Origin of the sequence: Pseudomonas sp. NFX98, assembly GCF_047784845.1 — a bacterium.
In the GTDB taxonomy this organism is placed as follows: Bacteria; Pseudomonadota; Gammaproteobacteria; order Pseudomonadales; family Pseudomonadaceae; genus Aquipseudomonas.
Window position 1 is genome coordinate 39,660 of the sequence record NZ_JBLNNF010000022.1, and the last position, 23,681, is coordinate 63,340.

At 60.9% G+C, this 23,681-nt stretch carries 27 protein-coding genes and 1 riboswitch; of the genes, 7 read left to right on the forward strand and 20 right to left on the reverse strand.

Going from position 1 to position 23,681, the window contains the following annotated elements; translation table 11 throughout:
- Positions 1 to 14 precede the first annotated feature (14 nt).
- The 14 genes from ACM110_RS25380 to cobO all read right to left on the reverse strand — a co-directional run bounded on the left by ACM110_RS25380 (position 15) and on the right by cobO (position 11,499).
- Entirely contained in the window at positions 15 to 584 is a 570-nt protein-coding gene (locus ACM110_RS25380) for a glutathione peroxidase (RefSeq protein WP_416129917.1), read from the reverse strand.
- 43 nt (positions 585 to 627) lie between these two features.
- Positions 628 to 750 (reverse strand): hypothetical protein, encoded by a 123-nt coding sequence (locus tag ACM110_RS25385; protein ID WP_338582286.1) that lies wholly within the window; start codon positions 748 to 750, stop codon positions 628 to 630.
- Entirely contained in the window at positions 747 to 1,955 is a 1,209-nt protein-coding gene (locus tag ACM110_RS25390) for an MFS transporter (protein ID WP_416129918.1), read from the reverse strand. The genes ACM110_RS25385 and ACM110_RS25390 overlap by 4 nt, the downstream gene beginning before the upstream one ends.
- Positions 1,956 to 2,007: 52 nt before the next feature.
- Positions 2,008 to 2,412, reverse strand: coding sequence for a MarR family winged helix-turn-helix transcriptional regulator (locus tag ACM110_RS25395; protein WP_416129919.1), 405 nt, complete (start codon positions 2,410 to 2,412; stop codon positions 2,008 to 2,010).
- Positions 2,413 to 2,466: 54 nt separating this feature from the next.
- Positions 2,467 to 3,198, reverse strand: a complete 732-nt coding sequence (locus ACM110_RS25400; protein ID WP_416129920.1) for an adenosylcobinamide-GDP ribazoletransferase — start codon at positions 3,196 to 3,198, stop codon at positions 2,467 to 2,469.
- 2 nt (positions 3,199 to 3,200) lie between these two features.
- The gene (gene cobC, locus ACM110_RS25405; protein WP_416129921.1) at positions 3,201 to 3,776 is read right to left on the reverse strand and encodes an alpha-ribazole phosphatase family protein; all 576 of its coding nucleotides are present in this window, start codon (positions 3,774 to 3,776) and stop codon (positions 3,201 to 3,203) included.
- Positions 3,773 to 4,828 (reverse strand): nicotinate-nucleotide--dimethylbenzimidazole phosphoribosyltransferase, encoded by a 1,056-nt coding sequence (cobT, locus tag ACM110_RS25410; protein ID WP_416129922.1) that lies wholly within the window; start codon positions 4,826 to 4,828, stop codon positions 3,773 to 3,775. Before cobT ends, cobC begins: the two co-directional genes overlap by 4 nt.
- Entirely contained in the window at positions 4,825 to 5,346 is a 522-nt protein-coding gene (cobU, locus tag ACM110_RS25415) for a bifunctional adenosylcobinamide kinase/adenosylcobinamide-phosphate guanylyltransferase (RefSeq protein ID WP_416129923.1), read from the reverse strand. The genes cobT and cobU overlap by 4 nt, the downstream gene beginning before the upstream one ends.
- A gap of 145 nt (positions 5,347 to 5,491) precedes the next feature.
- A complete protein-coding gene (locus ACM110_RS25420) occupies positions 5,492 to 6,943 on the reverse strand; it encodes a cobyric acid synthase (protein ID WP_416129924.1) in 1,452 nt (483 codons plus the stop codon).
- Positions 6,940 to 7,932, reverse strand: a complete 993-nt coding sequence (gene cobD, locus ACM110_RS25425; protein WP_416129925.1) for a threonine-phosphate decarboxylase CobD — start codon at positions 7,930 to 7,932, stop codon at positions 6,940 to 6,942. The genes ACM110_RS25420 and cobD overlap by 4 nt, the downstream gene beginning before the upstream one ends.
- Positions 7,925 to 8,833: an adenosylcobinamide-phosphate synthase CbiB gene (gene cbiB, locus ACM110_RS25430; protein WP_416129926.1), complete on the reverse strand. Its 909-nt coding sequence runs from the start codon at positions 8,831 to 8,833 to the stop codon at positions 7,925 to 7,927. Before cbiB ends, cobD begins: the two co-directional genes overlap by 8 nt.
- On the reverse strand, positions 8,830 to 9,480 hold the full coding sequence (gene bluB, locus ACM110_RS25435) for a 5,6-dimethylbenzimidazole synthase (protein ID WP_416129927.1): 651 nt from the start codon (positions 9,478 to 9,480) through the stop codon (positions 8,830 to 8,832). The genes cbiB and bluB overlap by 4 nt, the downstream gene beginning before the upstream one ends.
- Positions 9,477 to 10,877, reverse strand: a complete 1,401-nt coding sequence (locus ACM110_RS25440) for a cobyrinate a,c-diamide synthase (protein WP_416129928.1) — start codon at positions 10,875 to 10,877, stop codon at positions 9,477 to 9,479. The genes bluB and ACM110_RS25440 overlap by 4 nt, the downstream gene beginning before the upstream one ends.
- A 10-nt stretch (positions 10,878 to 10,887) precedes the next feature.
- A complete protein-coding gene (gene cobO, locus ACM110_RS25445; RefSeq protein WP_416129929.1) occupies positions 10,888 to 11,499 on the reverse strand; it encodes a cob(I)yrinic acid a,c-diamide adenosyltransferase in 612 nt (203 codons plus the stop codon).
- Positions 11,500 to 11,581: 82 nt separating this feature from the next.
- Positions 11,582 to 11,814: riboswitch (cobalamin riboswitch) on the reverse strand.
- Between the two features lie 152 nt (positions 11,815 to 11,966).
- Here cobO and ACM110_RS25450 point away from each other — a divergent pair.
- Together ACM110_RS25450 and ACM110_RS25455 are read left to right on the forward strand one after the other, a co-directional pair.
- Positions 11,967 to 12,551 carry a hypothetical protein gene (locus tag ACM110_RS25450; protein WP_416129930.1) on the forward strand — a complete coding sequence of 195 codons (585 nt, stop codon included), beginning with the start codon at positions 11,967 to 11,969 and terminating at the stop codon, positions 12,549 to 12,551.
- Between the two features lie 67 nt (positions 12,552 to 12,618).
- On the forward strand, positions 12,619 to 13,932 hold the full coding sequence (locus tag ACM110_RS25455) for a PQQ-dependent sugar dehydrogenase (protein ID WP_416129931.1): 1,314 nt from the start codon (positions 12,619 to 12,621) through the stop codon (positions 13,930 to 13,932).
- A gap of 117 nt (positions 13,933 to 14,049) precedes the next feature.
- On the opposite strand, the gene ACM110_RS25460 is transcribed toward ACM110_RS25455, so the two are convergent.
- The 6 genes from ACM110_RS25460 to ACM110_RS25485 all read right to left on the reverse strand — a co-directional run bounded on the left by ACM110_RS25460 (position 14,050) and on the right by ACM110_RS25485 (position 19,384).
- Positions 14,050 to 14,703 carry an O-methyltransferase gene (locus ACM110_RS25460; RefSeq protein WP_416129932.1) on the reverse strand — a complete coding sequence of 218 codons (654 nt, stop codon included), beginning with the start codon at positions 14,701 to 14,703 and terminating at the stop codon, positions 14,050 to 14,052.
- Positions 14,704 to 14,721: 18 nt separating this feature from the next.
- Complete coding sequence (locus ACM110_RS25465; RefSeq protein ID WP_338582302.1) at positions 14,722 to 15,258, reverse strand: C40 family peptidase; 537 nt, start codon at positions 15,256 to 15,258, stop codon at positions 14,722 to 14,724.
- 166 nt (positions 15,259 to 15,424) lie between these two features.
- Positions 15,425 to 16,072, reverse strand: coding sequence for a C40 family peptidase (locus ACM110_RS25470; protein WP_338582303.1), 648 nt, complete (start codon positions 16,070 to 16,072; stop codon positions 15,425 to 15,427).
- 226 nt (positions 16,073 to 16,298) lie between these two features.
- A complete protein-coding gene (hda, locus tag ACM110_RS25475) occupies positions 16,299 to 17,003 on the reverse strand; it encodes a DnaA regulatory inactivator Hda (RefSeq protein ID WP_338582304.1) in 705 nt (234 codons plus the stop codon).
- Between the two features lie 197 nt (positions 17,004 to 17,200).
- On the reverse strand, positions 17,201 to 18,274 hold the full coding sequence (locus ACM110_RS25480) for an AI-2E family transporter (RefSeq protein WP_416129933.1): 1,074 nt from the start codon (positions 18,272 to 18,274) through the stop codon (positions 17,201 to 17,203).
- Between the two features lie 36 nt (positions 18,275 to 18,310).
- A complete protein-coding gene (locus tag ACM110_RS25485) occupies positions 18,311 to 19,384 on the reverse strand; it encodes a DUF2066 domain-containing protein (protein ID WP_416129934.1) in 1,074 nt (357 codons plus the stop codon).
- A 383-nt stretch (positions 19,385 to 19,767) separates the two neighbouring features.
- Between ACM110_RS25485 and purM the strand changes: the two genes are divergently transcribed.
- The 5 genes from purM to ACM110_RS25510 all read left to right on the forward strand — a co-directional run bounded on the left by purM (position 19,768) and on the right by ACM110_RS25510 (position 23,681).
- Entirely contained in the window at positions 19,768 to 20,826 is a 1,059-nt protein-coding gene (gene purM / locus ACM110_RS25490; protein ID WP_053156858.1) for a phosphoribosylformylglycinamidine cyclo-ligase, read from the forward strand.
- Entirely contained in the window at positions 20,826 to 21,476 is a 651-nt protein-coding gene (purN, locus tag ACM110_RS25495; RefSeq protein ID WP_416129935.1) for a phosphoribosylglycinamide formyltransferase, read from the forward strand. Before purM ends, purN begins: the two co-directional genes overlap by 1 nt.
- A gap of 8 nt (positions 21,477 to 21,484) precedes the next feature.
- Complete coding sequence (locus tag ACM110_RS25500) at positions 21,485 to 22,198, forward strand: DUF3108 domain-containing protein (RefSeq protein ID WP_338582308.1); 714 nt, start codon at positions 21,485 to 21,487, stop codon at positions 22,196 to 22,198.
- Between the two features lie 143 nt (positions 22,199 to 22,341).
- The gene (locus tag ACM110_RS25505; protein ID WP_338582309.1) at positions 22,342 to 22,758 is read left to right on the forward strand and encodes an OsmC family protein; all 417 of its coding nucleotides are present in this window, start codon (positions 22,342 to 22,344) and stop codon (positions 22,756 to 22,758) included.
- 62 nt (positions 22,759 to 22,820) lie between these two features.
- Entirely contained in the window at positions 22,821 to 23,681 is an 861-nt protein-coding gene (locus ACM110_RS25510; RefSeq protein ID WP_416129936.1) for a pirin family protein, read from the forward strand.

The window sequence follows — 23,681 nt, forward strand, 5'->3', positions numbered from 1 at the left end:
TTCGTGGGCATCGATCAGGGGGCCGAGGCGAGCGGTGGCGAAGCCAGGGCTTTCTCGACGGCAGCGATGAAATCAAGATCATCAGGCTTGGTCAGACTGGAGAAACTCGCGATCACCTTGCCCTGGCGATCGACCACATATTTGTAGAAATTCCACTTCGGCGCATTTTTGGACTGTTTAGCGAGGACCTTGAACAGGTTCGTCGCATCGTCGCCGCGGACTTTCTGCGGTTCGGTCATGGTGAACGTCACGCCATAATTCACGTAGCAAACCTTGGCGGTCTCGGCACCGTCCTTGGACTCCTGCTTGAAGTCGTTGGAAGGCACACCAATCACCGCCAGCCCTTGATCCTTGTAACGCTGATTCAACGCTTCAAGGCTTTTGAACTGAGGGGCAAAGCCACAGAAGCTGGCGGTATTGACCACCACCAACGGCTTGCCGGCAAAGCTCTTGCACAAATCGATGGATTCATTGGCGCGCAACTTGGGCAAAGAACCTTGCAGCAGCGCCGGGCAATCCGCCGCTTGAGCCAATCCGGTAAACGCCACCAGTAACGCGGGAACTGCTAGCCAGCGCATCAGCATATCGGTGCTTCCTTGTGAGGAATCGTCAGGATTGGAACTTACTTTAGCAGGCCCCCATGCCCAACTGCATCAGGGCCAGCCCGCCCTGATGCCAGCCCCACCACGCAAGAGCCAACAGCAAGGCACAAACAGCCAGGATCGTGATACGCGGCCAGAGACTGTTCATGTCGCACTCATTTGGCTTTGCAGACGTGCCACCGGCCGTTCCCGTACCGGCCAGTTCAGCGCAGCGGCCATCAGGCTCAATAGAATCGCTACCTGCCAGATCAAGTCATAGCTCCCGGTCCGGTCATACACCACCCCGCCCAACCAGCCGCCGAGGAATGAACCGAGCTGGTGAAACAGGAACACGATCCCTCCGAGCATGGACAGATTTCGCACGCCGAACAAGGTCGCCACCGTGCCGTTGGTCAAAGGCACCGTCGACAACCACAGAAAACCCATGGCCATGCCGAACAGGTACGCGGTGGTCGTGGTCACCGGCGCCCACAGGAACAGCCCGATTACCACCGCCCGCAGCAGATACAAACCGGTCAGCAAACGCGGTTTGGACATGCGCCCGCCCAGCCAACCAGCAGTGTAGGTGCCGAAAATGTTGAACAAGCCAATCAACGCCAACACCGTCGTGCCGACCGTCGCCGGCAGATGTTGATCCACCAGGTACGCCGGCAGGTGCACGCCGATGAACACCACCTGGAAACCGCAGACAAAAAAGCCGAACGCGAGCAGCCAGAACCCCGAGTGGGAACAGGCTTCGCGCAGTGCCTCGGAAAGGGTTTGCTCATGCCCGAGGACAGGCAATGGCTTGTCCTTGAGCATGCCCACCAGCGGCACGATCAGCGCCACCAACAGGCCCAGCACCAGCAGCGCCGCAGACCAGCCGAGCCAGCCGATCAACCCCAGCGTGCCGGGCAACATGGCGAATTGGCCGAACGAACCGGCGGCGCTGGCAATGCCCATGCCCATGCTGCGTTTCTCCGGTGGGACAGCCCGGCCAACCACGCCAAGGATCACCGAGAATGAAGTGCCGGACAGACCAATACCGATCAACAGACCGGCACTCAAGGACAAGGTCACCGCCGAGTCGGACAGGCCCATGAACACCAGGCCCAGGGCGTACAGAACGCCACCGACAAGCACCACTTTCGCCGCACCGAAGCGGTCGGCCAACGCGCCGGTAAAGGGCTGGGCCAGGCCCCAGATCAGGTTTTGCAGGGCGATGGCAAACGCGAACACCTCACGCCCCCAGCCGAATTCGGCACTCATCGGCGCCAGAAACAACCCGAAGCCGTGGCGAACTCCCAGAGACAACGCAAGAATCAGCGCACTCCCCAACAAAACCCAACCGCACGTACGCCACATCGATGTCATTCTTGTTCTCCGGGCGCGGGTATATACCCGCTTAAGATCGAACAAACCGGCATCAAGCCAGTTCGTCCAGCAACTTCAATAATGTTTCGCGTTTTTCGGCGCCCAGGCGATCGATCAATCGCTGTTGCGCCGCCTCCCAGGCCGGCAAGGCGGCTTTCAACCGTTCACCGCCGGCGTCGGTCAGCTTCACGATGCGATTGCGCATGTCCTCGCCCTCGACCAGCGTCACCAACCCTTCGCCCTCCAACACCCGCAGATTGCGCCCGAGCGTGCTGCGATCCAGGCCCATGGCCTCGGCCAGGGTAGAAATGCTCGGCTGATCCAGACGCTGCAGATTGCACAGCAAAGAATACTGCGCAACGTTGATCCCGAAGCCATCGAGAGCGCCGTCGTAATGCCTGCTGACGCCACGGGCGGCGCGACGCAGGTTGATGCATAAACATTGGGAGTCGAGCATGGTGCGTGTATATACCCGCGGTTGTGTTAAATCAAGTTACATGATGTGGGAAGTTCAGAAAATCGCCAAGCCCACCAGCACTGCAACTTCCAGCAATTCCAGCAATGCACCGGCGGTGTCACCCGTTGTTCCGCCCAAGCGTCGCAGCATCACCTGCCGCAGCCAGACAAACACCCCCGCCGCCAACAGCAGTGCCAGAACACCGCTGACGCCTGCGATCAACACGCAAATCAGGGCACTGAACGCCAGCACCTGCTTGCCCGCTAAACGCGGAAGATGATCGGCCAGTGCCTGACCCAAACCGCCCGCGCGCACATAAGGCGTGGTCAGGAACAAGCCCAGCAATGCACTGCGACCAATCAAGGGCACGATGATCAAGACCAGCGCGTGCTGCTGCTCGATCAGCGCAACCAGTGCGGCGAATTTGAGCAGCAATACCAGCGCCAGCGTGACCACCGCGATCGGGCCGCTGCGCGGATCTTTCATGATCGTCAGCGTGCGTTCGCGATCACCGAAACCGCCGAGCCATGCATCGGCGCTGTCGGCCAGTCCGTCCAGGTGCAGCGCACCGCTGAGCAACACCCAAACCGTCAGCAACAATGCCGCATGCAGCAACAGCGGTGTGCCCGACAACAGCCAGTTTGACGCCCACAAAATCCCGCCGAACAACAATCCCACCAGCGGATAAAACAGCAACGACCGCCCCAGCTCCTGCGGCGCCGGCATGCCCGGCAGACGAATCGGCAGGCTGCTCAAAAATTGCAGGGCGATCCAGAACGGCAACATGATCAGCGCACTTCCCTTAACGAACCATCGGACTCGACCGCTAGCGAGAACAGCGCACCATGGCCGACCTCGACGTTGAGCAACTGCTCACGGGGCAAGCCTCGCGCCTGGGCCAGCAACAAGCGCATGACGCCGCCATGGCTGATCAGCAACACGCGTTCGCCGGCGTATGCCTCGCGCAATCGCGCCACAGCCGATAACACCCGCAGCGAAAAGTCCGTAACCGGCTCACCTTCAGGCGGCGTAAATGAATAAGGATCAGCCCAGAACAGGCCCAAGGCTTGTGCGTCGGTTTTCATCAACTCGGCAGCACTCTGCCCTTCCCATGCGCCGAAGTGCAGCTCTTGCAGGTCTTTCTCCAATTGCACCGGCACAGCCAACCGGGCACCGAGTTCGTCGGCGAACCGCGCACATCGCTGTAACGGCGAGCTGACCAAGCGATCCCAAGGCCCCTGCTCAATCACCGCCTCGCGCATCTGCTGCCAGCCCTTGTCAGTCAGCGCATCATCAAGACTGCCGCGCAAGCCGCCGCCGAGTTCGGTTTCACCGTGGCGCAGCAGGTCCAGACGCAAGGTCATGCCGGACGATCCGCGACCGCCGCTTCGGCGAAAGTCGCCATCTGCCCGTGCAGATCACAGGCCAAGCGCAGCAGCGGCACCGCCAATGCCGCACCGCTGCCCTCGCCCAGACGCAAGCCGAGGTCGAGCAACGGCTGCGCATTGAGGGTTTCCAGGACATGCCGATGTCCCGGCTCGGCACCACGATGACCGAACAACAGCCATTGCCGGCAATCAGGATTTAGACGCACCGCCACCACCGCCGCGACGCTGCAAATGAAACCGTCCACCAGCACCGCAACGCCTTCCTGAGCGCAAGCCAGATAAGCGCCGACCAACGCCGCAATTTCGAACCCGCCAAGATTGAACAATGTTTGCAGCGCATCACCACGCTGAGCGCCGTGCAGGGCCAATGCTCGCTCGATCACTTCGCCTTTGTGGCTGACACCCGCCGCGTTCAAACCAGTGCCCGGCCCAGTCAAATGCGCCACCGGGCAATCGAGCAAGGCACAGGCCAGCGCACTGGCGGCCGTGGTGTTGCCGATACCCATTTCGCCGCCGATGAACAATTGCGCACCCGCCGCTTTCGCCCGCAGCACACTGTCGCGACCGGCCTGCAACGCACGCTCACCTTGAGCCACAGCCATCGCCGGGCCTTGCACAAAATTCGCCGTGCCCGGACCAACGTTCAAGTGACGCACTCCCGGCAGATTCAGGGACGGGGTGACTGTGCCGAGGTCGACCACTTCGAGGGACGCTCCCAACTGCCGCGCCAGCACGCTGATCGCCGCACCGCCGTTGACGAAGTTGTGCAGCATCTGCCCGGTGACTTCCTGGGGAAATGCCGAAACCCCTTCGGCGACCACACCATGGTCACCGGCAAAAATCGCAATCCACAGCTGTTCCAGGCTTGGCTTGACCTGTCCTTGCAACCCGGCGAGTTGCACCGCCACCGATTCGAGTTGGCCGAGCGACCCGGCCGGTTTGGTCAATTGCTGTTGCCGGGCCTGCGCCTGCTCGACCGCCTGGGCGTCGATCGATTGACACGGGTTCAGCCACCAGGATTGAGTCATAACGCAGTTCCTTTCAGAGTCAGGGGCAGGCCGGCGACGGTCAGGACGACTCGCTGACAGCGCTCGGCCAGAGCTTGATGCAGCCAACCGGCTTCATCGACATAGCGGCGAGTCAATTCGCCCAGCGGCACGACACCCATTCCGGTTTCGTTGCTGACAAAAATGATTTCACCCGGCAGCGACGCCAGGCACTCCAGCAAGGCATCACGCTCGGCGCTCAGGCGTTCGGCATCGTCGAGCATCAGCAGATTGGTCAGCCACAGCGTCAGGCAATCCACCAACAGGCAATGATCGGCGCGGGCGTTTTCACGCAGGACGCGGGCGAGTTCGAGCGGCTCTTCGATCAGCGCCCATTCGGCTGGACGACGGGCACGGTGATGGGCGACCCGATCGTTCATTTCGCCGTCCATCGGCTGGCTGGTGGCGATGTAGGTCACCGACAATTGACTGTCAGTCGCCAGTTTTTCGGCCAGGCGACTTTTGCCGGAGCGGGCGCCGCCGAGGATCAGTTGCAGCATGGTTACATCCTATAAATGTTGGTGAAGCGACTGACGTCATCGCGGGCAAGCCTTGCTCCTACAGTTTTGTGTCGCCCACACCATTACGGCTCGCCGCGATCATGTAGGAGCAAGGCTTGCCCGCGATGAGGCCAGCACAACCACCTCAAATCCCACAGAGCTCGCGCAACAGCCCGGTATCCAGATGCTTCTCCACCAGATCCGCCAACCGTTCGATATCACGCTCGCGCAACCCGTGGTAATCCACATCCTGCACCGCCTGCAAACCAGCCCAGCGCAGCAGCGCACTGCACGCCGCCGGGGACTCGAACAGACCATGCAGATAGGTGCCGAAAATCTGCCCGTCGACGCTCTGCGCGCCATCGCAACGACCGTCATCCAGTTGCACGGCAGCGTGTTCCAGCGCCGGGCCGGTGGTCACGCCGGCATGAATTTCATAGCCGCTGACTTCGGCATCTTCCAGCGCCAGACGCCCGCGTACATTGCGCAGTTGCTTGTCCTGTTCGAGCTGCGTCTCGAACGCCAGCAATCCAAGCCCCGCACTGGAACCCGGCGCGCCTTCAAGGCCCAATGGATCGTGAACTTGCTCGCCGAGCATCTGCAGGCCGCCACAAATACCCAAGACTTTTCCGCCGTAGCGCAAATGCCGGAAAATCACCGTTTCCCAGCCATTGGCGCGCAGGTACGCTAGGTCGCTGCGCACGCTTTTCGAGCCGGGGAGAATGATCAGGTCTGCCGGTGGAATCGCCTGGCCGGGCCCGATGAATTGCAGGTCCACTTGCGGGTGCAGGCGCAGCGGGTCGAAATCGGTATGGTTGCTGATGCGCGGCAGCACCGGCACCACGACTTTGAGGACCTGCTCGGCCTTGTCGGCCTGGCGCTGATCGATGCCGTCCTCGGCCTCCAGATGCAGGTCCATCACGTAGGGCAGCACACCGATCACCGGTTTGCCGGTGCGCTCCTCAAGCCAGTCGAGACCGGGTTGCAGCAAAGCGATGTCGCCGCGAAAACGGTTGATGATGAAGCCTTTGACCCGCGTCTGTTCGCTCGGCGACAGCAGCTCCAGCGTGCCCACCAAATGCGCGAATACCCCGCCACGATTAATGTCGGCGATCAGCACCACCGGGCAATCCACCGCTTCGGCGAAACCCATGTTGGCGATGTCACCGGCACGCAGGTTGATCTCGGCCGGCGAGCCCGCGCCTTCGACCATCACCACCGGATACGCCGCGCTCAACCGTTCGTGGGAGGCCAGCACCGCTTGCATGGCGATGGCTTTGTAGTCGTGATAAGCCACGGCGTTCATCGTCGTGACCGCACGACCGTGGATGATCACCTGAGCGCCAGTGTCGCTGTTGGGTTTGAGCAGCACCGGGTTCATGTCGGTGTGCGGTTCGAGATACGCGGCCTGGGCCTGCACCGCTTGCGCGCGACCGATCTCGCCACCGTCGGCAGTCACCGCGCTGTTGAGCGCCATGTTCTGCGGTTTGAACGGCACCACGCTCACGCCCTGACGCGTAACCCAGCGGCAGAGTGCCGTGACCAGCGTGCTTTTACCGGCATCGGACGTCGTGCCTTGCACCATCAACGTGGTCATTGGCTGTCCTTGGCAAAGGCTTCGAAGGCTGCGGCGAGACGCGTCCAGTCCGCTTCCTCGCCCGGCAGGCCAAAGCGCAGGCTGCTGTTGTGCGCGAACAAGCGCAGCAGAATGCCGCGCCGGGCCATGAATTCATGCAATTCTTCGGCGCGTTCGGTGATCAGCCATTGGAACAACGCACAGCCGCCCTGTGGTTGGAACCCGTGCAGCGCCAGCAATGACGCGAGACGCTCGCTGGCCTCGTCGGCGCGAACCCGTTGCCGCATATGCCCTTCGGTATCGCGCAGGCACGCCTGACCCAGCACACGGGTCGGGCCGCTGACCGCCCACGGTCCCACCTGTTCAGCAAGCAACTTGAGCAACTTGCGCTCAGCCAGCACGAATCCCAAACGCACGCCGGCCAGGCCGAAAAACTTGCCGAACGAACGCAGCACGATCAAACCGACCTGATGGGCAAACGGCGCCACACTCAGGTGCGGCGTGTTGTCCATGAAGGCCTCGTCCACCACCAGCCAGCCACCGCGCTGCGCCAGACGCGCGTGCCAGTCCAGCAACCGGGCGGGCGTCAGGCTCAGGCCCGTGGGATTGTTCGGATTGACCACTACCAGCACATCGAGGCTGTCGACAAAGAAATCGACTTCCTGCTCCAGCACTTCACGCACGATGTAGCCATTGCGGCGCCAGGCTTCGGCATGTTCGGCGTAACACGGTGACAGCACGCCGACCTTGCCGGCGCGACGCAAACGCGGCAGTAACTGGATGGCCATCTGCGAACCGGCCACCGGCAATGCCTGCAAGGTGCCGTAGTAATCACAGGCTGCCTGCTCCAGACCATCATCGGTTTCCGGCAGCCGCGCCCAGGCCCGCAGCGGGATATCCGGAACCGGAAACGGCCAGGGCGCGAGGCCGCTGGACAAGTCAAGCCAATCGGCTTCCTCGATGCCGTATTCGAGCGCCGCCTTGCGCAACCGTCCACCGTGTTCAAGCATAAAATTCAGCTCCCACGCAGAGAATCAGCAGCCATAACCATACCCCGCGCTGGACCAATTGCCAGCCACGGTCGATGGAGTCGGCATCCGCCGGCACACCTTCGCCCAGTTGCGGGCGCTGATGCAGTTCACCGTGATAAATCGCCGGCCCGCCCAACTCGACACCCAACGCACCGGCGCCCGCCGCCATCACCGGACCGGCATTCGGACTGTCCCAGGTGGGTCCTTGGGTTCGCCAGCATTTCATGGCCAGTCGGGTTTTGCCCAGCAGCGCGTAGGTCAATGCCACCAGACGCGCGGGAATGTAATTGAGGACGTCGTCGATTTTCGCCGCCGCCCAACCGAAGCGCTCGAAGCGCTCGTTGCGATAGCCCCACATCGCATCCAGCGTATTGCTCAAACGATAGAGCACCACGCCCGGCGCACCGGCTACGGCAAACCAGAACAACGCGGCGAACACCGCGTCGCTACCGTTCTCCAGCACCGATTCGGTGGCGGCGCGGGCGACTTCGGTTTCATCCAGCTCACTGGTTTTGCGGCTGACCAGATAACTGACGCGTTTGCGTGCTTCTTCAAGATCGCCGCTGCGCAGGGCTTTTGCCACAGGCTCGACGTGTTCACCGAGGCTGCGCATGCCGAGGGCGCAATAGAGCGCGAGAATCTCGACGATCCAGCCTACGTAAGGCGCCCAGGAAAATGCCGTGGCGAGCAACGTCAGCGGCAACACCGCGATCACCCACGCAGTGACGCCATGACTGCGCCAACCACGACCACCGCCGTTGAAACGTTGCTCGATGCGTTCGGCAAATCGGCCGAACGCCACCAGCGGATGCCAGCGTTTGGGTTCACCCAGCAGCGCATCCAGCGCCACCGCGGCGACACTCAACAACGCCACACTCATTGACTCACTCCCCAAAAATTCTCATACAACAATTCGCTCAGCGGGCGCGCCTGCGCCCAGCCTTCGAGCACCAGCATCGGCGCCGGATAGAATTCCTTGACCGGTCCCAGGCACAAAATGGCCAGTGGCTTGGCGCCGGATGGCAGGCCCAGCAAATCCGCGAGGGCTTGCGGTTCGAACAATGAAACCCAGCCCATGCCCAATCCTTCGGCACGGGATGCCAGCCACAGGTTCTGGATCGCGCAGGACAACGAAGCCAAATCCATTTCCGGCAAGGTACGACGCCCGAAGATATGTCGCTCGCGATCATCCATCAGCGCGGCGACCAACACTTCCGCGCAGTCGTTGATGCCTTCGACCTTGAGTTGCATGAACTCGTCGGTGCGCTCGCCGAGGGCTTCGGCGGTGCGGATGCGCTCTTCTTCCACCAGCGCCTGGATCTTGCCGCGTAAATCGCGGTTGCTGATGCGGATGAAACGCCAGGGCTGCATCAGGCCGACACTCGGCGCCTGGTGCGCCGCTTCGAGCAGGCGCCGGAGCAACTCGGGCTCGACGGTGCCGCCGCTGAAGTGACGCATGTCGCGGCGCTCGGCGATGGCGCGGTAGACGGCTGCGCGTTCGGCTCCGGAGAAAGCGTTGTCAGTCATGGCCTCTTCGCGAGCAAGCTCGCTCCCACATTTGAAGATGTATCGCCTGAAGAGACGCGGTCCCCTGTAGGAGTGAGCCTGCTCGCGATAGCGGCCTCAAGGTCCGGCGCAAACAGCGCGGCGATCGCCTGTGGATTCGACGGAAAATAAAAATGCACATAAGAAGCCGTCATCCGCCCCTCGCGATAAACAGCCTCCGCCCCACGACCACCGTTAGGACTCAAGCCACGGGCAATCGGCGTCAGTTCGGTGGTGGTCAGCGAATGGTGATAGGTGTGCCCGCGCAGCGAACCTTCCGGCAGATCAACCGCTTGCAAGGCCAGGGCGGCGAGGCGTTTTTGCATCACCGCGTCACCGCTCAATAAACCCACCAATTCGGCACGAGTGCCTTCGACATCGGTCAACGAGTCGAGCAGATAAAGCATGCCGCCACATTCGGCCAACAACGGTTTACCCGCTGCGTGGTGCGCGCGAATTGCGTTCAGCATCGACGTGTTTTGCGACAGGGCCACATGGTGCAATTCCGGATAACCACCGGGCAGATACAAGCTGTCTGCTTCCGGCAATTGCGCGTCACGGATTGGCGAGAAAAACAGCAGCTCGGCGCCCATCGCCCGCAGCAAATCCAGACTGGCGCCATAGGTGAAGGCAAACGCTTCGTCCCGGGCGACGGCAATGCGCACGCCGGCTAGCAGCGGCTCGGCCGTAATTACGTCCGGCGCGGCGAACTCAACTGCTGGCGGCAGCGCTACCTCGCAACTGCTGGCCAAGGCATCGGCCGCCGCGTCGAGACGCACATCGAGATCGTTCAACTCGCTGGCCTGCACCAGTCCCAAGTGCCGACTCGGCAATTCGATCCCGGTTTCCCGGGACAACGCACCGTACCAACGCAGACCTTCTGTCAGGCTGCCTTCGAGCAATTGCGCATGACGCAGGGTGCCGACGCGATTGGCCAGGACCCCGGCAAACGGCAAGTCCGGCTGATAACGCGCCAATCCCAAAGCCAATGCGCCAAAGGTCTGGGCCATGGCCGTGCCGTCGATCACGCCGAGCACCGGCACACCGAAGTGTCGCGCCAGATCAGCGCTGGACGGCGTGCCGTCGAACAGCCCCATCACGCCCTCGATCAGAATCAGATCGGCTTCGCCCGCCGCTTCCCACAACAGGCGACGACTTTCCTGCTCGCCGACCATCCACATGTCCAGTTGATAGACCGGCGCACCGCTGGCGCGCTCGAGGATCATCGGGTCGAGAAAGTCCGGGCCGCATTTGAACACGCGCACCTTGCGCCCTTGATTGCGATGCAAACGGGCGAGCGCGGCAGTGACGGTGGTCTTGCCCTGACCGGAGGCCGGCGCGGCAATCAGTACTGCCGGGCAGTGTCGACTGCTTTTCATAAAATAGTATTCACAGCTCGACGCCTTTTTGCGCTTTGATGCCGGCCTGGAAGGCGTGCTTGATCATGCCCATCTCGGTGACGGTATCAGCCAGTTCGATCATCTCCGGCTTGGCGCCGCGACCGGTGACCACCACGTGCTGCATCGGTGGGCGCGCCTGCAAATCGCTGAGCACTTGATCGAGAACGAGGTAGCCGTGCTTGAGGGCGATGTTCAATTCATCCAGCACCACCAGGCCGATGGACGGATCGCGCAGCAGTTCCTGCGACACGGCCCACGCGGCTTCAGCGGCAGCGATGTCGCGTTGGCGATCCTGGGTTTCCCAGGTGAAGCCCTCGCCCATCACATGGAAACGCACCTGCTCCGGGAAGCGCCGGAAGAACAGTTCTTCGCCCGTGCTGTTGCGGCCCTTGATGAACTGCACAACGCCACACTGCATGCCGTGGCCCATGGCGCGAGCGAGCATGCCGAACGCCGAGCTGCTCTTGCCTTTGCCGTTGCCGGTCAGCACCAGCAGCAGGCCGCATTCGTTCGGGGAATTGGCGATGCGCTCGTCGATCACGGCTTTTTTGCGCAGCATGCGCGCCAGATGACGTTCGTCACGATCAGGGGTATCAGTCATGGGGGAGCTCTCCGTTGAGGCAGGAATAACGGCGGGCAGGCACAAGAATAGATGGCAAGAAGCCTGGCATCGCCCACCGTGATGCCGCTTGGATGGATCAGGCCGGTCTCCGGGCTCATGAGCGGCGTTGGCCGGACTGCGTGCCTTCCCATGTCGACAGTCGACACAGTGGCGCAAGACGCAGTTTTCACTCATTTACCGTTGCGGGGGCAGCGCCGGGATCGCGGGCTTCATGTATTGAAGCGACCACTCACCGACTTCCCTGTTTCACTCTGTCGACCCAAGCCACAGAGCACCTGAAACAAGCCGCGAAGGTTAGAGGGTTGGGGGTGGAGCGTCAATTGAAGACGGGGCGCGAAAGCGAATTACTGCCGCCGATCAGCAATTTGACGTCAATCTTGTGCCACACTCCGAGCAGTGATATCAAAGAGCCACAACCTCACAACACAATAACAAGGGTGAGCCCCATGCAAGGCATGATCATCAGCAATCCGAAGCTCGAATTCCTGCGCCCGGTGCTGGAGCGCTGGTTTGACTGTATCGACCGCTACAACGCCGTGCGCGGCGATAACGAAACGCCCTACTGGCTCGACGAAAAGGCCAACCTCGGCCTGCTTTCCTCCGCCGCGTGGATGGCCGAGATGATCACCCTGCAACAATCGCCCACCCGCAAACAGATCGAAGAAGGCGAACGCAACGCTCGCGCCGACCTGTTCATCGCCACCGCCGAAACACGCGCCTGGCTGCAGGCCACGCAACGCTGGCCGCGGGTCAACAGCCTGAACCTGACCCAGGCGCTGCACGACATTACCAGCGATGCCAAGCGCATCAGCTACGCCAGCGACCTGAAACTCGGCTGCCTGTTCGTCGCACCGCAAAAACTCCAGCATGGCGCCACCCCGGAAGAACTCCAGGACATGGTCGACGATCTGCAAAAAGAGCACACCTGCGCCGTGGCCTGGTATTTCCCCTACGCCTATCGCAAATTGCGCAACGAAGCGGGTCACTATCACCCTGGTATCGCCGTGCTGCTCAAGGAGGCGCGTAGCTGAAGGTTGAACCATCCTGCGTCCACGCTTCTCTATGATTAAATCAAGGCACTCATAGGGAAGATCAGCAATGCGCACGTCTCAGCTCGTATTCGTTGTCGCTCTCGCCGGAGGGCTCGCCGCTTGCGGTGAAACCTCCAGCCTGCAAGTCTCCGACGGCACCGGCCCGTCGCCCAAGCTGCCCGAACCCAACAAAACCCTGTTCCCGACGATGAACATCGCCCCGGCGATCGGCTGGCCGGACGGCGTAAAACCCGTCGCCGCCAGCGGCACGCAAGTCGCCGCGTTTGCCGAAGGCCTCGATCATCCACGCTGGTTATACGTGTTGCCCAATGGCGACGTACTGGTCGCCGAAACCAATGCGCCGCCCAAACCCGATGACAACAAAGGCATCAAGGGCTGGATCACCAAAAAGGTCATGAGCCGCGCCGGGGCGGGCGTACCAAGCCCGAACCGCATCATACTATTGCGCGACACCAACCACGATGGCATCGCCGAAACCCGCACGGTGTTCCTGGAAAATCTCAATTCGCCCTTCGGCATGACCCTCGTCGGCAATGATCTGTACGTCGCCGATACCGATCGACTGCTGCGTTTCCATTATGAAACCGGCGACACGACCATCAAGTCGCAGCCGATCAAAGTCGTCGACCTGCCGGGCGGAACGCTGAATCACCACTGGACCAAAAACGTCATCGCCAGCCAGGACGGCAGCAAGCTGTACGTTACCGTCGGCTCGAACAGCAACGTCGGCGAAAACGGCATGAATCAGGAAGAAGGACGCGCGGCGATCTGGGAAGTGGACCGCGCCACCGGCAACCACCGGATCTTCGCCTCAGGCTTGCGCAATCCCAACGGCATGGCCTGGGAACCGCAAAGCGGTGCATTGTGGACGGCGGTAAACGAGCGCGATGAAATCGGCAGCGACCTGGTGCCGGACTACATCACCTCGGTCAAGGACGGCGGGTTCTATGGCTGGCCGTTCAGCTACTACGGCCAGCACGTCGACGTGCGCGTCGAACCGCAAAACCCGGACCTGGTGGCCAAGGCAATTGCGCCGGACTACGCGATCGGGCCACATACCGCGTCACTGGGCCTGACGTTTGCCAAAGGCAACACGTTGCCGGCGCAATTCAAGGAAGGCGCATTCATCGGCCAGCACGGCTCATGGAACCGCAAGCCGCACAGTGGCTACAAAGTGATTTTTGTACCCTTCAGCGCCGGCAAGCCGACCGGGCAACCGGTGGACGTGCTTACTGGTTTCCTCAATGAAGATGAAAAAGCCATGGGCCGGCCGGTGGGCGTGGTGATTGATCAGCAGGGCGATTTGCTGGTGGCGGATGATGTGGGGAACAAGGTGTGGCGGGTGTCCGCAATTAAGTAACTGCAAACCGCGTACCTTGTGGGAGCGAGCTTGCTCGCGATGGCGTCGTGTCAGACGACATCCTTGCTGAATGAGCCGGCGCTATCGCGAGCAAGCTCGCTCCCACAGGGTCGGCATTCAGCGCTTACGACAAAGCGTCAGCCCATCACCCAGCGGCAACAACGACAAATCCACTCGCGCATCATCCTTCAACGCTCGATTGAGTTGTTGGATGGCGCGGGTGTCCGCGCTATCTGGATTGTCCTCCAGCACCCGCCCGCTCCACAGCGTGTTATCGAACACCGCCAGCCCACCGACCCGCAGCAACCGCAAAGCATGCTCCAGATAGGCGGGATAGTTGGCCTTGTCGGCATCGATGAACATCAGATCGAACTGGCCGGGCTCGTCCAGCTTGCCGAGGGTCTCCAGCGCAGGCGCCAGACGCAGATCGATTCGCCCGGCCAATCCGGCTTCCTGCCAATAACGGCGGGCCGTGGCATTGTAATCGCCGGGAATGTCGCAACAGATCAGGGAACCGTCATCCGGCAATGCCGCCGCCATGCACAGGGCGCTGTAACCGGTGAAGGTGCCGACTTCCAGCAATCGCCGGGCGCCGGTGAGTTTCACCAGCAACGCGAGAAACTGCCCCTGCTCCGGCGCAATCTGCCAGCGCGCCATGGGCAGCGCCTGGGTTTCGTCGCGCAAACGCTTGAGCAGCGGCGTTTCGCGCAGGGACACGTCGAGCAGATATTGGTACAGCGAATCGTCGAGATTGAGCGTGCGAGCGGTCATGACCACAACCTCCGGCTATTACGGATTGCGCGCCAGGTGCTCCGGTTGCAGGACGCGTTTGGCGCTCAGGTAGGCTTTCTGCCAATACGCCTTGGACAAGCTATCCAGCTTGACCGTGCCACCCGTGGCTGGCGCATGCACGAAACGACCTTCGCCGACGTAGATGCCAGCGTGACTGACCTGGGAACCGCCATTGGTGGCGAAGAACACCAGGTCACCCGTTTGCAGGCCTTCCTTGCCGACGTTGGCCGCTTGCATGGAAATCATTTCACGGGTCGTGCGCGGCAGGGAAATGCCAGTGACATCACGGTACACGTAGCCGATCAGCCCACTGCAATCGAAACCTGAATCCGGCGTGTTGCCGCCCCAGCGATAAGGCGTGCCGACCAGGCCCAACGCGCGAAACAGCACGTCTTCCGCTTCAGGCGAAAAGGCTTGGGAAGGACCGAATACGATGGGCGGGCGAACCACTGGCGCTGGCGGCGGTGTACGACTGGCGCAAGCACTGAGCAGCGCTGCGAGGAACATGATTGCGAGGCGGGCCGACGTCGACATAAGCAGAGCATCCTGATCTGGCTGCGGCTTTTTTCTGCTGGGGACGCAGAAAAGAAAACCGCCTGCGCAGTAGGCAGGCGGTTTGCCATCATTGATAGATTAGAATTCTAGCGCTTATCAGGCAAACTTCAAGTAAGACTTTAAGTTCACCCTACAAACTGTCCGCTTACTTGCGTGCGGTGACGATCGGGGAAGCACCTGGAGCCATGGCGAGTGCGCGCTTGGCTTCGATGAAGGTCTTGCTCCAGTAGCTGTCGCCCAGGCTATCGATCCGTACACCACCGCTGCGGCGGCTGCTGGAATGGATGAACTGGTTGTCACCCAGGTAGATCCCGGCGTGACTGACGCGACCGCGACGCCCGTTGGTTGCGAAGAACAGCAGATCACCCGGCTCAAGCTTGCTGCGCGAGACCAGTGGCGCGTCTACGTTGATCATTTCGCGAGTGGAGCGCGGCAGGTTCATGCCGGCTTCTTCACGGAACAGATAGCCGATGAAACCGCTGCAATCGAAACCGGCTTCAGAGGTACCGCCGAAACGGTAACGGGTACCGATCAGGGACATGCCGCGTTCGAGGATGCTGTCGGCCAGAACCGGAAGCTGGTAGGACTTGCCGTCGGCGAAGGCGGCCAGTTCTTTTTCGGTGGCCACTTCTTCCTGGTAAAGAGAGTCTTGATAACGAACGGAAGACTGGGCGGTAACCGAGTTTTGAGCCTGCTGTTGTTGCGCTTGCTGCGACACTGGAGAGTGGGCAGCGCAACCGAACAACAGGGTAACGAGTGCGAGAGGCACGAGGGGTGCAAAGCGATTTAGCATGGGCACGACCGTGGCTGATAGTTGTAAAGAAGCCGAGACTATGCCCGCTATCACCCTCATTTGCAAATTCAATCGATCTTTTTGTGACTTCTCGGTTTCTCGTTTACATCTAAGCGCTTAAGCCCATTTTGATCGTTCGCGCGGCCTGCCCAGTGCAGGAAAGCGGATTTTCTGGCGGCCTGAAATATGCCAAAAGGCGTTGCAACCCCCGAATTTACGGGACCTGCTACCAGCCCAGGGTTTCTTTCAGGAAGGGAATAGTCAGCTTGCGCTGCGCTTGAAGGGAGGCCTGATCGAGCTGTTCAAGCAATTCGAAAAGCGCACTCATGCTGCGGGTGCCGCGAGTCAGAATAAAATGCCCGACCTCGTCGGTCAGGTGCAAACCACGACGGGACGCACGCAGTTGCAGGGCGCGCAATTTGTCTTCGTCGGAGAGCGGGCGCATCTGAAAGATCAGCGCCAGGGTCAGGCGGGATTTTAGGTCCGCCAGTTTCACCGGCAATTCACGCGGTGAGGTCGATGCGGCAATCAGCAAACGCCGACCGCTGTCACGCAGACGATTGAACAGGTGGAACAGCGCCTCTTCCCAATCCGCCTTGCCTGCCACTGCATGCAAGTCATCCAGGCAGACCAGCTCATACTGTTCAAGGTTGTCGAGGATTTCGATGCCGCGATCCATCAACTCGGCCAGCGGCAAGTATACCGCCGGTTCACCCATCTGTTCGAACCGCAGGCACGCGGCCTGCAACAGATGCGTGCGCCCTACCCCATGCTTGCCCCAGAGGTAAATCAGGCTTTCGGTCCACCCGGCGTCGGCTTCGCACAGCCGCTCGACATAGCCGAGTGCAGCGGCATTGGCGCCTGGGTAGTAGTTGATAAAGGTGGCGTCGTCACGCAGACGCACACCTAGGGGCAGCTGAATCGGTTTCATGCTGACTGAACAGTTCCAAAGGAACCGTTAGTGGCCTCTGTGTAAAGTTTGCGAAGTTTATACCCGTGAAGCCGACCGCACAATGCGACAGACCACAAGCAAAATCAAAGGTTTGCGTTGACGCTCCGGTTTTATGACAGTTTCTTTGGCGCTGCGGGTGGCAACCCGGCATCAATCCGGGCTGCCTGCATAGCAGTCTAAAGATCCGGCTCGTCAATACCGCTGTAAATATCTGAATCCTTATACAAATCATGCACATGGCGCACCAGCACCATGATCACGGCCGCCACCGGCAGCGCCAGCAAAACACCGGTAAAACCGAACAATTCGCCCCCCGCCAGAATCGCGAAGATCACTGCTACCGGATGCAGCCCGATGCGGTCCCCCACCAGCAACGGCGTCAGCACCATACCCTCAAGCGCCTGACCGACCATGAACACCGCGACGATCCCCACCATCGGATACAGATCGCCACCGAACTGGAACAGCCCGGCAATCAATGCCGCGCCAATGCCAATGACAAACCCCATGTACGGTACAATCGCCGCCAGACCGGCAATCAGACCGATCAACAGTCCCAGCTCCAGCCCTACCAACATCAAGCCTGCGGCGTAGATCACGCCGAGCGCCACCATCACCAGCAATTGCCCGCGGACGAAAGCGCCGAGCACTTCATGGCACTCTCCGGCCAGCATCACCGCGCGCTCTTCGCGATCACGGGGCAACAGGCTGCGGATCTTGGCCATCATCAGGTCCCAGTCCCGCAGCAGGTAGAAACTCACCACCGGAATCAACACTAGGTTCGCCAGCCAGGCAATCAGCGCCAGGCCCGACGCCGTGGCTTGCGTCAGCACCACACCGACGATGTCAGTGGTCTGCCCCATGTGCTCGCTGATGGCTGCCTTGAGCTTGTCGAATCTCCAGAAGCCTTCCGACAGACCAAACTTCGATTGCGTCCATGGCAATGCGGTGTGCTGTAGCCAATCGAGCATCTGCGGCGCCAGCTCATACAAGCGGAACAACTGCTTGGCGAGCATCGGCACCAACACCAACATCAGCGCGGTGACAATCAGGGTGAACAGCGCGAATACCGTGATCACGCCCCAGGTCCGTGACAGTCCGGCCTTCTCCAGTCGATCAACCACCGGATCGAACAGATACGCCAGGAGCAACGCCACCAGGAACGGCGTGAGGATCGGATGCAACAGCCAGATAAACGCGCAGAGCAAGACCACTGCACCTAACCAGAACCAACGCCGCGTATCGGCCATGAACCACTCCATTGCTTCTATATAAAGAAAGAAAATCTACCAGCGGAAACTCATTTGCGGTGTCGGTGCCGGCGCAGGCGCAGGCGCTACGACTGGAGGCGCTGTACCGTCAGCCGCTGGCGGAACAGGTGCCACAGGGGCCGGAGCGACCGCCGGCTCCACGGCAACTTCCTGCAATTTCGCCAGCGACAATTGCGCCCGCAACTGTTCGGCACTGCCATTGACCCGATAAAGGATGCGGTCGCCATCGACGCTTTGCGGACGCCCGCCAAAAGGTTCAAGCAAACGCCCCAGCGTGGCATAACGCTCAAGATTCATGCCTTTCACTTCCAGCAACTGCGGGGTTGAAACCCCAGGTTTGGCGACGAATCGCGGCGCCAGTCGCTCGTTGACCGCCAGCATCACGGCGTCCGCCACGGCTGCCTGATCCGCCCCCTGAACACTGCCCGCCTCTTTTTGATCGCCCAGCCACAAACGCCACTTGGCTTGCCACTGACCACCCTCTTCGCGGGCGTGCACCGCCAGCAAGGCGTCGGCATTGTAACGCTCCGAGGCGCTGCGCAGCGGCGCCGGATCAGCACTTTCCAGATTTGGTGCGGTAGCGACGATCTGCTCATTCAGGTCCGCCAGCGGTAAACGCAGAGGCAAACCACGGTGTTGCGCCGCACGACGCAGCGGGGCCGCACTGGCCTGGCCATCGCCCACCAGGCTCGAACCATCGGTGTTGTCGTTCAACCACCAACCGAGAATCGATGGCCGATTGGCACCCCACATCGCCAGCCCGGCACGACGCAATGCCTGTTCGGTGGTACTCGGATCGAAATCGATCTTCAGGACTTCCGGCGGTCCGGCGTCATAGCCAAACTGAGTGATGATTTGTTGCGGCTCTTTGCGGACCGCCGCCAAACCCGGGCTTTGCGCTGCCTTGGGGTCGCCCGTCAGACGCAGGACCAGCGTATCGAGGGCGCGCTGGGTCGCCTGGTCGCGTTCTTCCGGCGACTGGCCACTGACCGGTTCGCGAACTTGATAAAGGCCTTTGACGGTTTCGGCATGACTGACCAGGCTGACCAATGACAAACAGCCCACAAACAAGAATTTACAAAAACGCATGGAAGATTCCTGACGACAAGAGCGGCTGGAACAGATCGCATGAGACGATCGAGCAAGGCTGTGACCATCGCCCGGCGCAAAACATTCACACGTCCTGGGTAAGTTTTCGCACTGTCATAACGATAGACGGTTAATGGCGATACCTTGCGCAGGTCAGCAGGATGCCATCAACGTAAAAGAATTTCGGTTTTTTTAGGCGGATATGCCCCTGCCGTCGGCCTGAGGATGGCCGCTGCCCTCCAAGCCTGATAAAATCGCGCGCCTTCGCAGACCGGCAACAGCCGGGCACCCTCGAAATTCGCGTGAGGCAATCGCCTTCGTCGATTTCGGCGGCCCCGCTGGACTCGGTCGTTACCCCTGAATCCCCCCTAAAGGCCTGGATCATGAGCAAGCAACCCTCCCTGAGCTACAAGGACGCCGGTGTAGACATCGACGCCGGTGAAGCATTGGTCGAACGCATCAAGAGCGTCGCCAAGCGCACTGCGCGCCCGGAAGTCATGGGCGGCCTGGGCGGTTTCGGCGCCCTCTGCGAAATCCCGGCCGGCTACAAGCAGCCTGTGCTGGTTTCCGGTACTGACGGCGTCGGCACCAAGCTGCGCCTGGCACTGAACCTGAACAAGCACGACAGCATCGGCATCGACCTGGTTGCCATGTGCGTCAACGACCTGGTGGTCTGCGGCGCCGAGCCGCTGTTCTTCCTCGACTACTACGCTACCGGCAAACTGAACGTCGAAACCGCGACCCAGGTCGTGACCGGCATCGGCGCTGGCTGCGAGCTGTCCGGCTGCTCCCTGGTCGGCGGCGAAACCGCTGAAATGCCTGGCATGTACGAAGGCGAAGACTACGACCTGGCCGGTTTCTGCGTCGGCGTGGTGGAAAAGTCCGAAATCATCGACGGTTCCAAAGTCGCTGCCGGCGATGCCCTGCTCGCCCTGCCGTCCTCCGGCCCGCACTCCAACGGTTACTCGCTGATCCGCAAAATCATCGAAGTGTCCGGTGCCGACATCGAAAACACCCAGCTCGACGGCAAGCCGCTGACCGACCTGCTGATGGCCCCGACCCGTATCTACGTGAAGCCGCTGCTCAAGCTGATCAAGGAAACCGGCGCCGTCAAAGCCATGGCCCACATCACCGGTGGTGGCCTGCTGGACAACATCCCGCGCGTTCTGCCAAAAGGCGCACAAGCCGTGGTTGACGTGGCGAGCTGGACCCGCCCGGCGGTGTTCGACTGGCTGCAAGAGAAAGGCAACGTCGACGAAAACGAAATGCACCGCGTGCTGAACTGCGGCGTGGGCATGGTCATCTGCGTGGCTCAAGAGCACGTTGAAACCGCCCTGAACGTCCTGCGTGAAGCCGGCGAGCAACCTTGGGTCATCGGCCAGATCTCCACCGCTGCCGAAGGCGCGGCTCAGGTTGAATTGAAGAACCTCAAGGCTCATTGATGCACCAGACCTGTGATGTGGTGGTGCTGTTGTCCGGCACCGGCAGTAACTTGCAGGCCTTGATCGACAGCACGCGGACCGGCGACAGCCCGGTCCGCGTCGCTGCGGTGATTTCCAACCGCGCCGACGCCTACGGCCTGCAACGCGCCAGGGACGCGGGTATCGACACCCGCTCCCTGGATCACAAGGCTTTCGACGGCCGCGAAGCCTTCGATGCCGCGCTGATCGAACTGATCGACGAATTCAATCCCAAACTCGTGGTGCTGGCCGGTTTCATGCGCATTCTCAGCGCTGATTTCGTACGCCATTATCAGGGTCGCCTGCTCAACATCCATCCCTCGCTGCTACCCAAATACAAAGGGTTACACACTCATCAGCGCGCGCTGGAAGCCGGCGACACTGAACACGGCTGCTCCGTGCACTTCGTCACCGAGGAACTCGATGGCGGACCACTGGTCGTACAGGCAGTAATACCGGTAGAGTTGCACGACTCGCCGCAGAGTCTGGCGCAGCGAGTCCATGTACAGGAACACCTGATCTACCCGATGGCCGTGCGCTGGTTTGCCGAAGGCCGGCTATCACTCGGCGATCAGGGTGCTTTACTGGATGGACAGTTACTCGCGGCCAGCGGCCACTTGATTCGAATCTAGGAGATTTTATGCGTCGTGCCCTGCTCTTCGCTTGCGCTCTGCTTGCCTTGCCCTTCGCGCAGGCCGCAGACCTTCAACCCTTCTCCGCCAGCTACACCGCTGACTGGAAGCAGTTGCCCATGAGCGGCACCGCCGAACGCAGCCTGACCAAGGAAGCCAACGGCGTCTGGAAGCTCAGCTTCAAGGCTTCGATGATGATCGCCAGCCTGTCCGAAGAAAGCACCCTGACCGTCGACAAGGACACCTTGCTGCCACAGTCCTACCACTTCGAACGTGGTGGCCTGGGCAAAGCCAAGAAAGCCGACCTGGACTTCGACTGGGCCGCGAAAAAAGTGACCGGCACCGATCGTGGCGACGCGGTCAACATTCCGCTGAACCGCGGCATGGTCGACAAATCCACCTATCAACTGGCGCTGCAGCATGACGTGGCCGCCGGAAAAAAGAGCATGAGCTATCAGGTTGTCGATGATGGCGAAGTCGATACCTATGATTTCCGCGTGCTGGGCTCGGAAAAAGTCGACACCAAGGCTGGCCAGATCGATGCAATCAAGGTCGAGCGCGTGCGCGACCCGACACAAAGCAAGCGCATCACCGTGCTGTGGTTCGCCAAGGATTGGGACTACTTGCTGGTCCGCCTGCAACAGGTCGAAACCGACGGCAAGGAGTACAACATCATGCTCCTGGACGGCAAGGTCAACGGCAAGGCGGTCAAAGGTAACTGATCCGTCTCGATACGAAGAAGCCCCGCAATCGCGGGGCTTTTTCATGCCGGACAAAAAACCGGAACACTCACCCGCAGGCATGCTCTATACCTTCAAGGTCTTTTTTGATCGAATGAGTTTTCCTGTCGCCTGCGAGGTTTCCCATGACTGTCACCGTCAACACCGTTTCCGCTGAAGGTTTTCGTCACAGCGTCCAGATCGATGACCACGAACTCTTTGCCGATGTGCCTGTAGCTTCGGGTGGCGAGGGATCGGCGCCGGAGCCGCACGATTACTTCGACGCCGCCCTCGGTGCCTGCAAGGCCCTGACACTGAAAATGTACGCGAAGAAAAAAGACATCCCGCTCACTGGTGTCGGCGTCGAGGTCAAGCGCGACAATAGCCAGGAGCAGAAAGGCAAATACGCCCTCCACGTCAAACTGACCCTCAAGGGTGTGCTGACCGATGCCCAGCGTGACGAACTGCACCGCGTGGCCGATCGTTGCCCGATCCACAAGCTGATGACCACGTCTGAAGTCAGCATCGAAACCCACCTCTCCGAAGGCGCGTTCAGCCAATAGCGGCAAGCTCTGCGCAAGCGGGTTATGCTCGACCGCATCACCCGCTCAGCCTGGAATGCACCATGAACACTCCGCTCGTGATCCGCCCCCGCGCCGAAGATGTCGAAGGCCAGCCGATTCTTCGCCCGTTGCCGTCAGCCAAATGCCGCAGCGTCGGGCCGTTCGTGTTTTTCGACCACATGCTAGAAACCGAATATCCGGCGGGCAAAGGCATGAACATCCGCCAGCACCCGCATATCGGCCTGTCGACCCTCACCTACCTGTTTGAAGGCCAGATCCAGCACAAGGACAGCCTCGGCTCGGATCAGGTGGTCAATGCCGGCGACGTGAGCTGGATGACTGCCGGCAGCGCCATCGCCCACGTTGAGCGCACGCCGCAGCCGCTGTGGGAGCAAAGTTTCAAGATGCACGGTTTGCAGATCTGGCTGGCTTCACCCAAGGATCATGAACAGGGGCCGGGGCATTACAGCCATCACCCGGCAGCGACGCTCCCGGTCAGCGATAACCTCGGGGTGAAGATCCGCATGATTGCCGGGTCAGGCTTTTGTCTGGAATCGCCAGTGCCGGTGCTGTCTCCTACGCTGTACGCGGAACTGAACCTGCAAACGGCCACGACGCTGCTGATCCCCACCGAGCATGAAGAGCGCGCGCTGTATGTGTTGAGCGGAGAAGCGCAACTGGATGGCGAGTTGATAGAGCCGCATTCGCTGGTGGTTTTGCCTGCCGGGGAGGAAATGACTTTATTTGCTGACAGCGACACGCATGCGGTGCTGTTTGGTGGCGCGCCACTGGATGGGCCACGACGGATCAACTGGAATTTTGTGGCGAGCGATCCGGCGGCGATTGATGAGGCGCGGCGCAAGTGGGCGGCCGGGGATTGGCCGACGGTGCCGGGGGAAGTTGAGAGGATCGAGTTGCCTTAA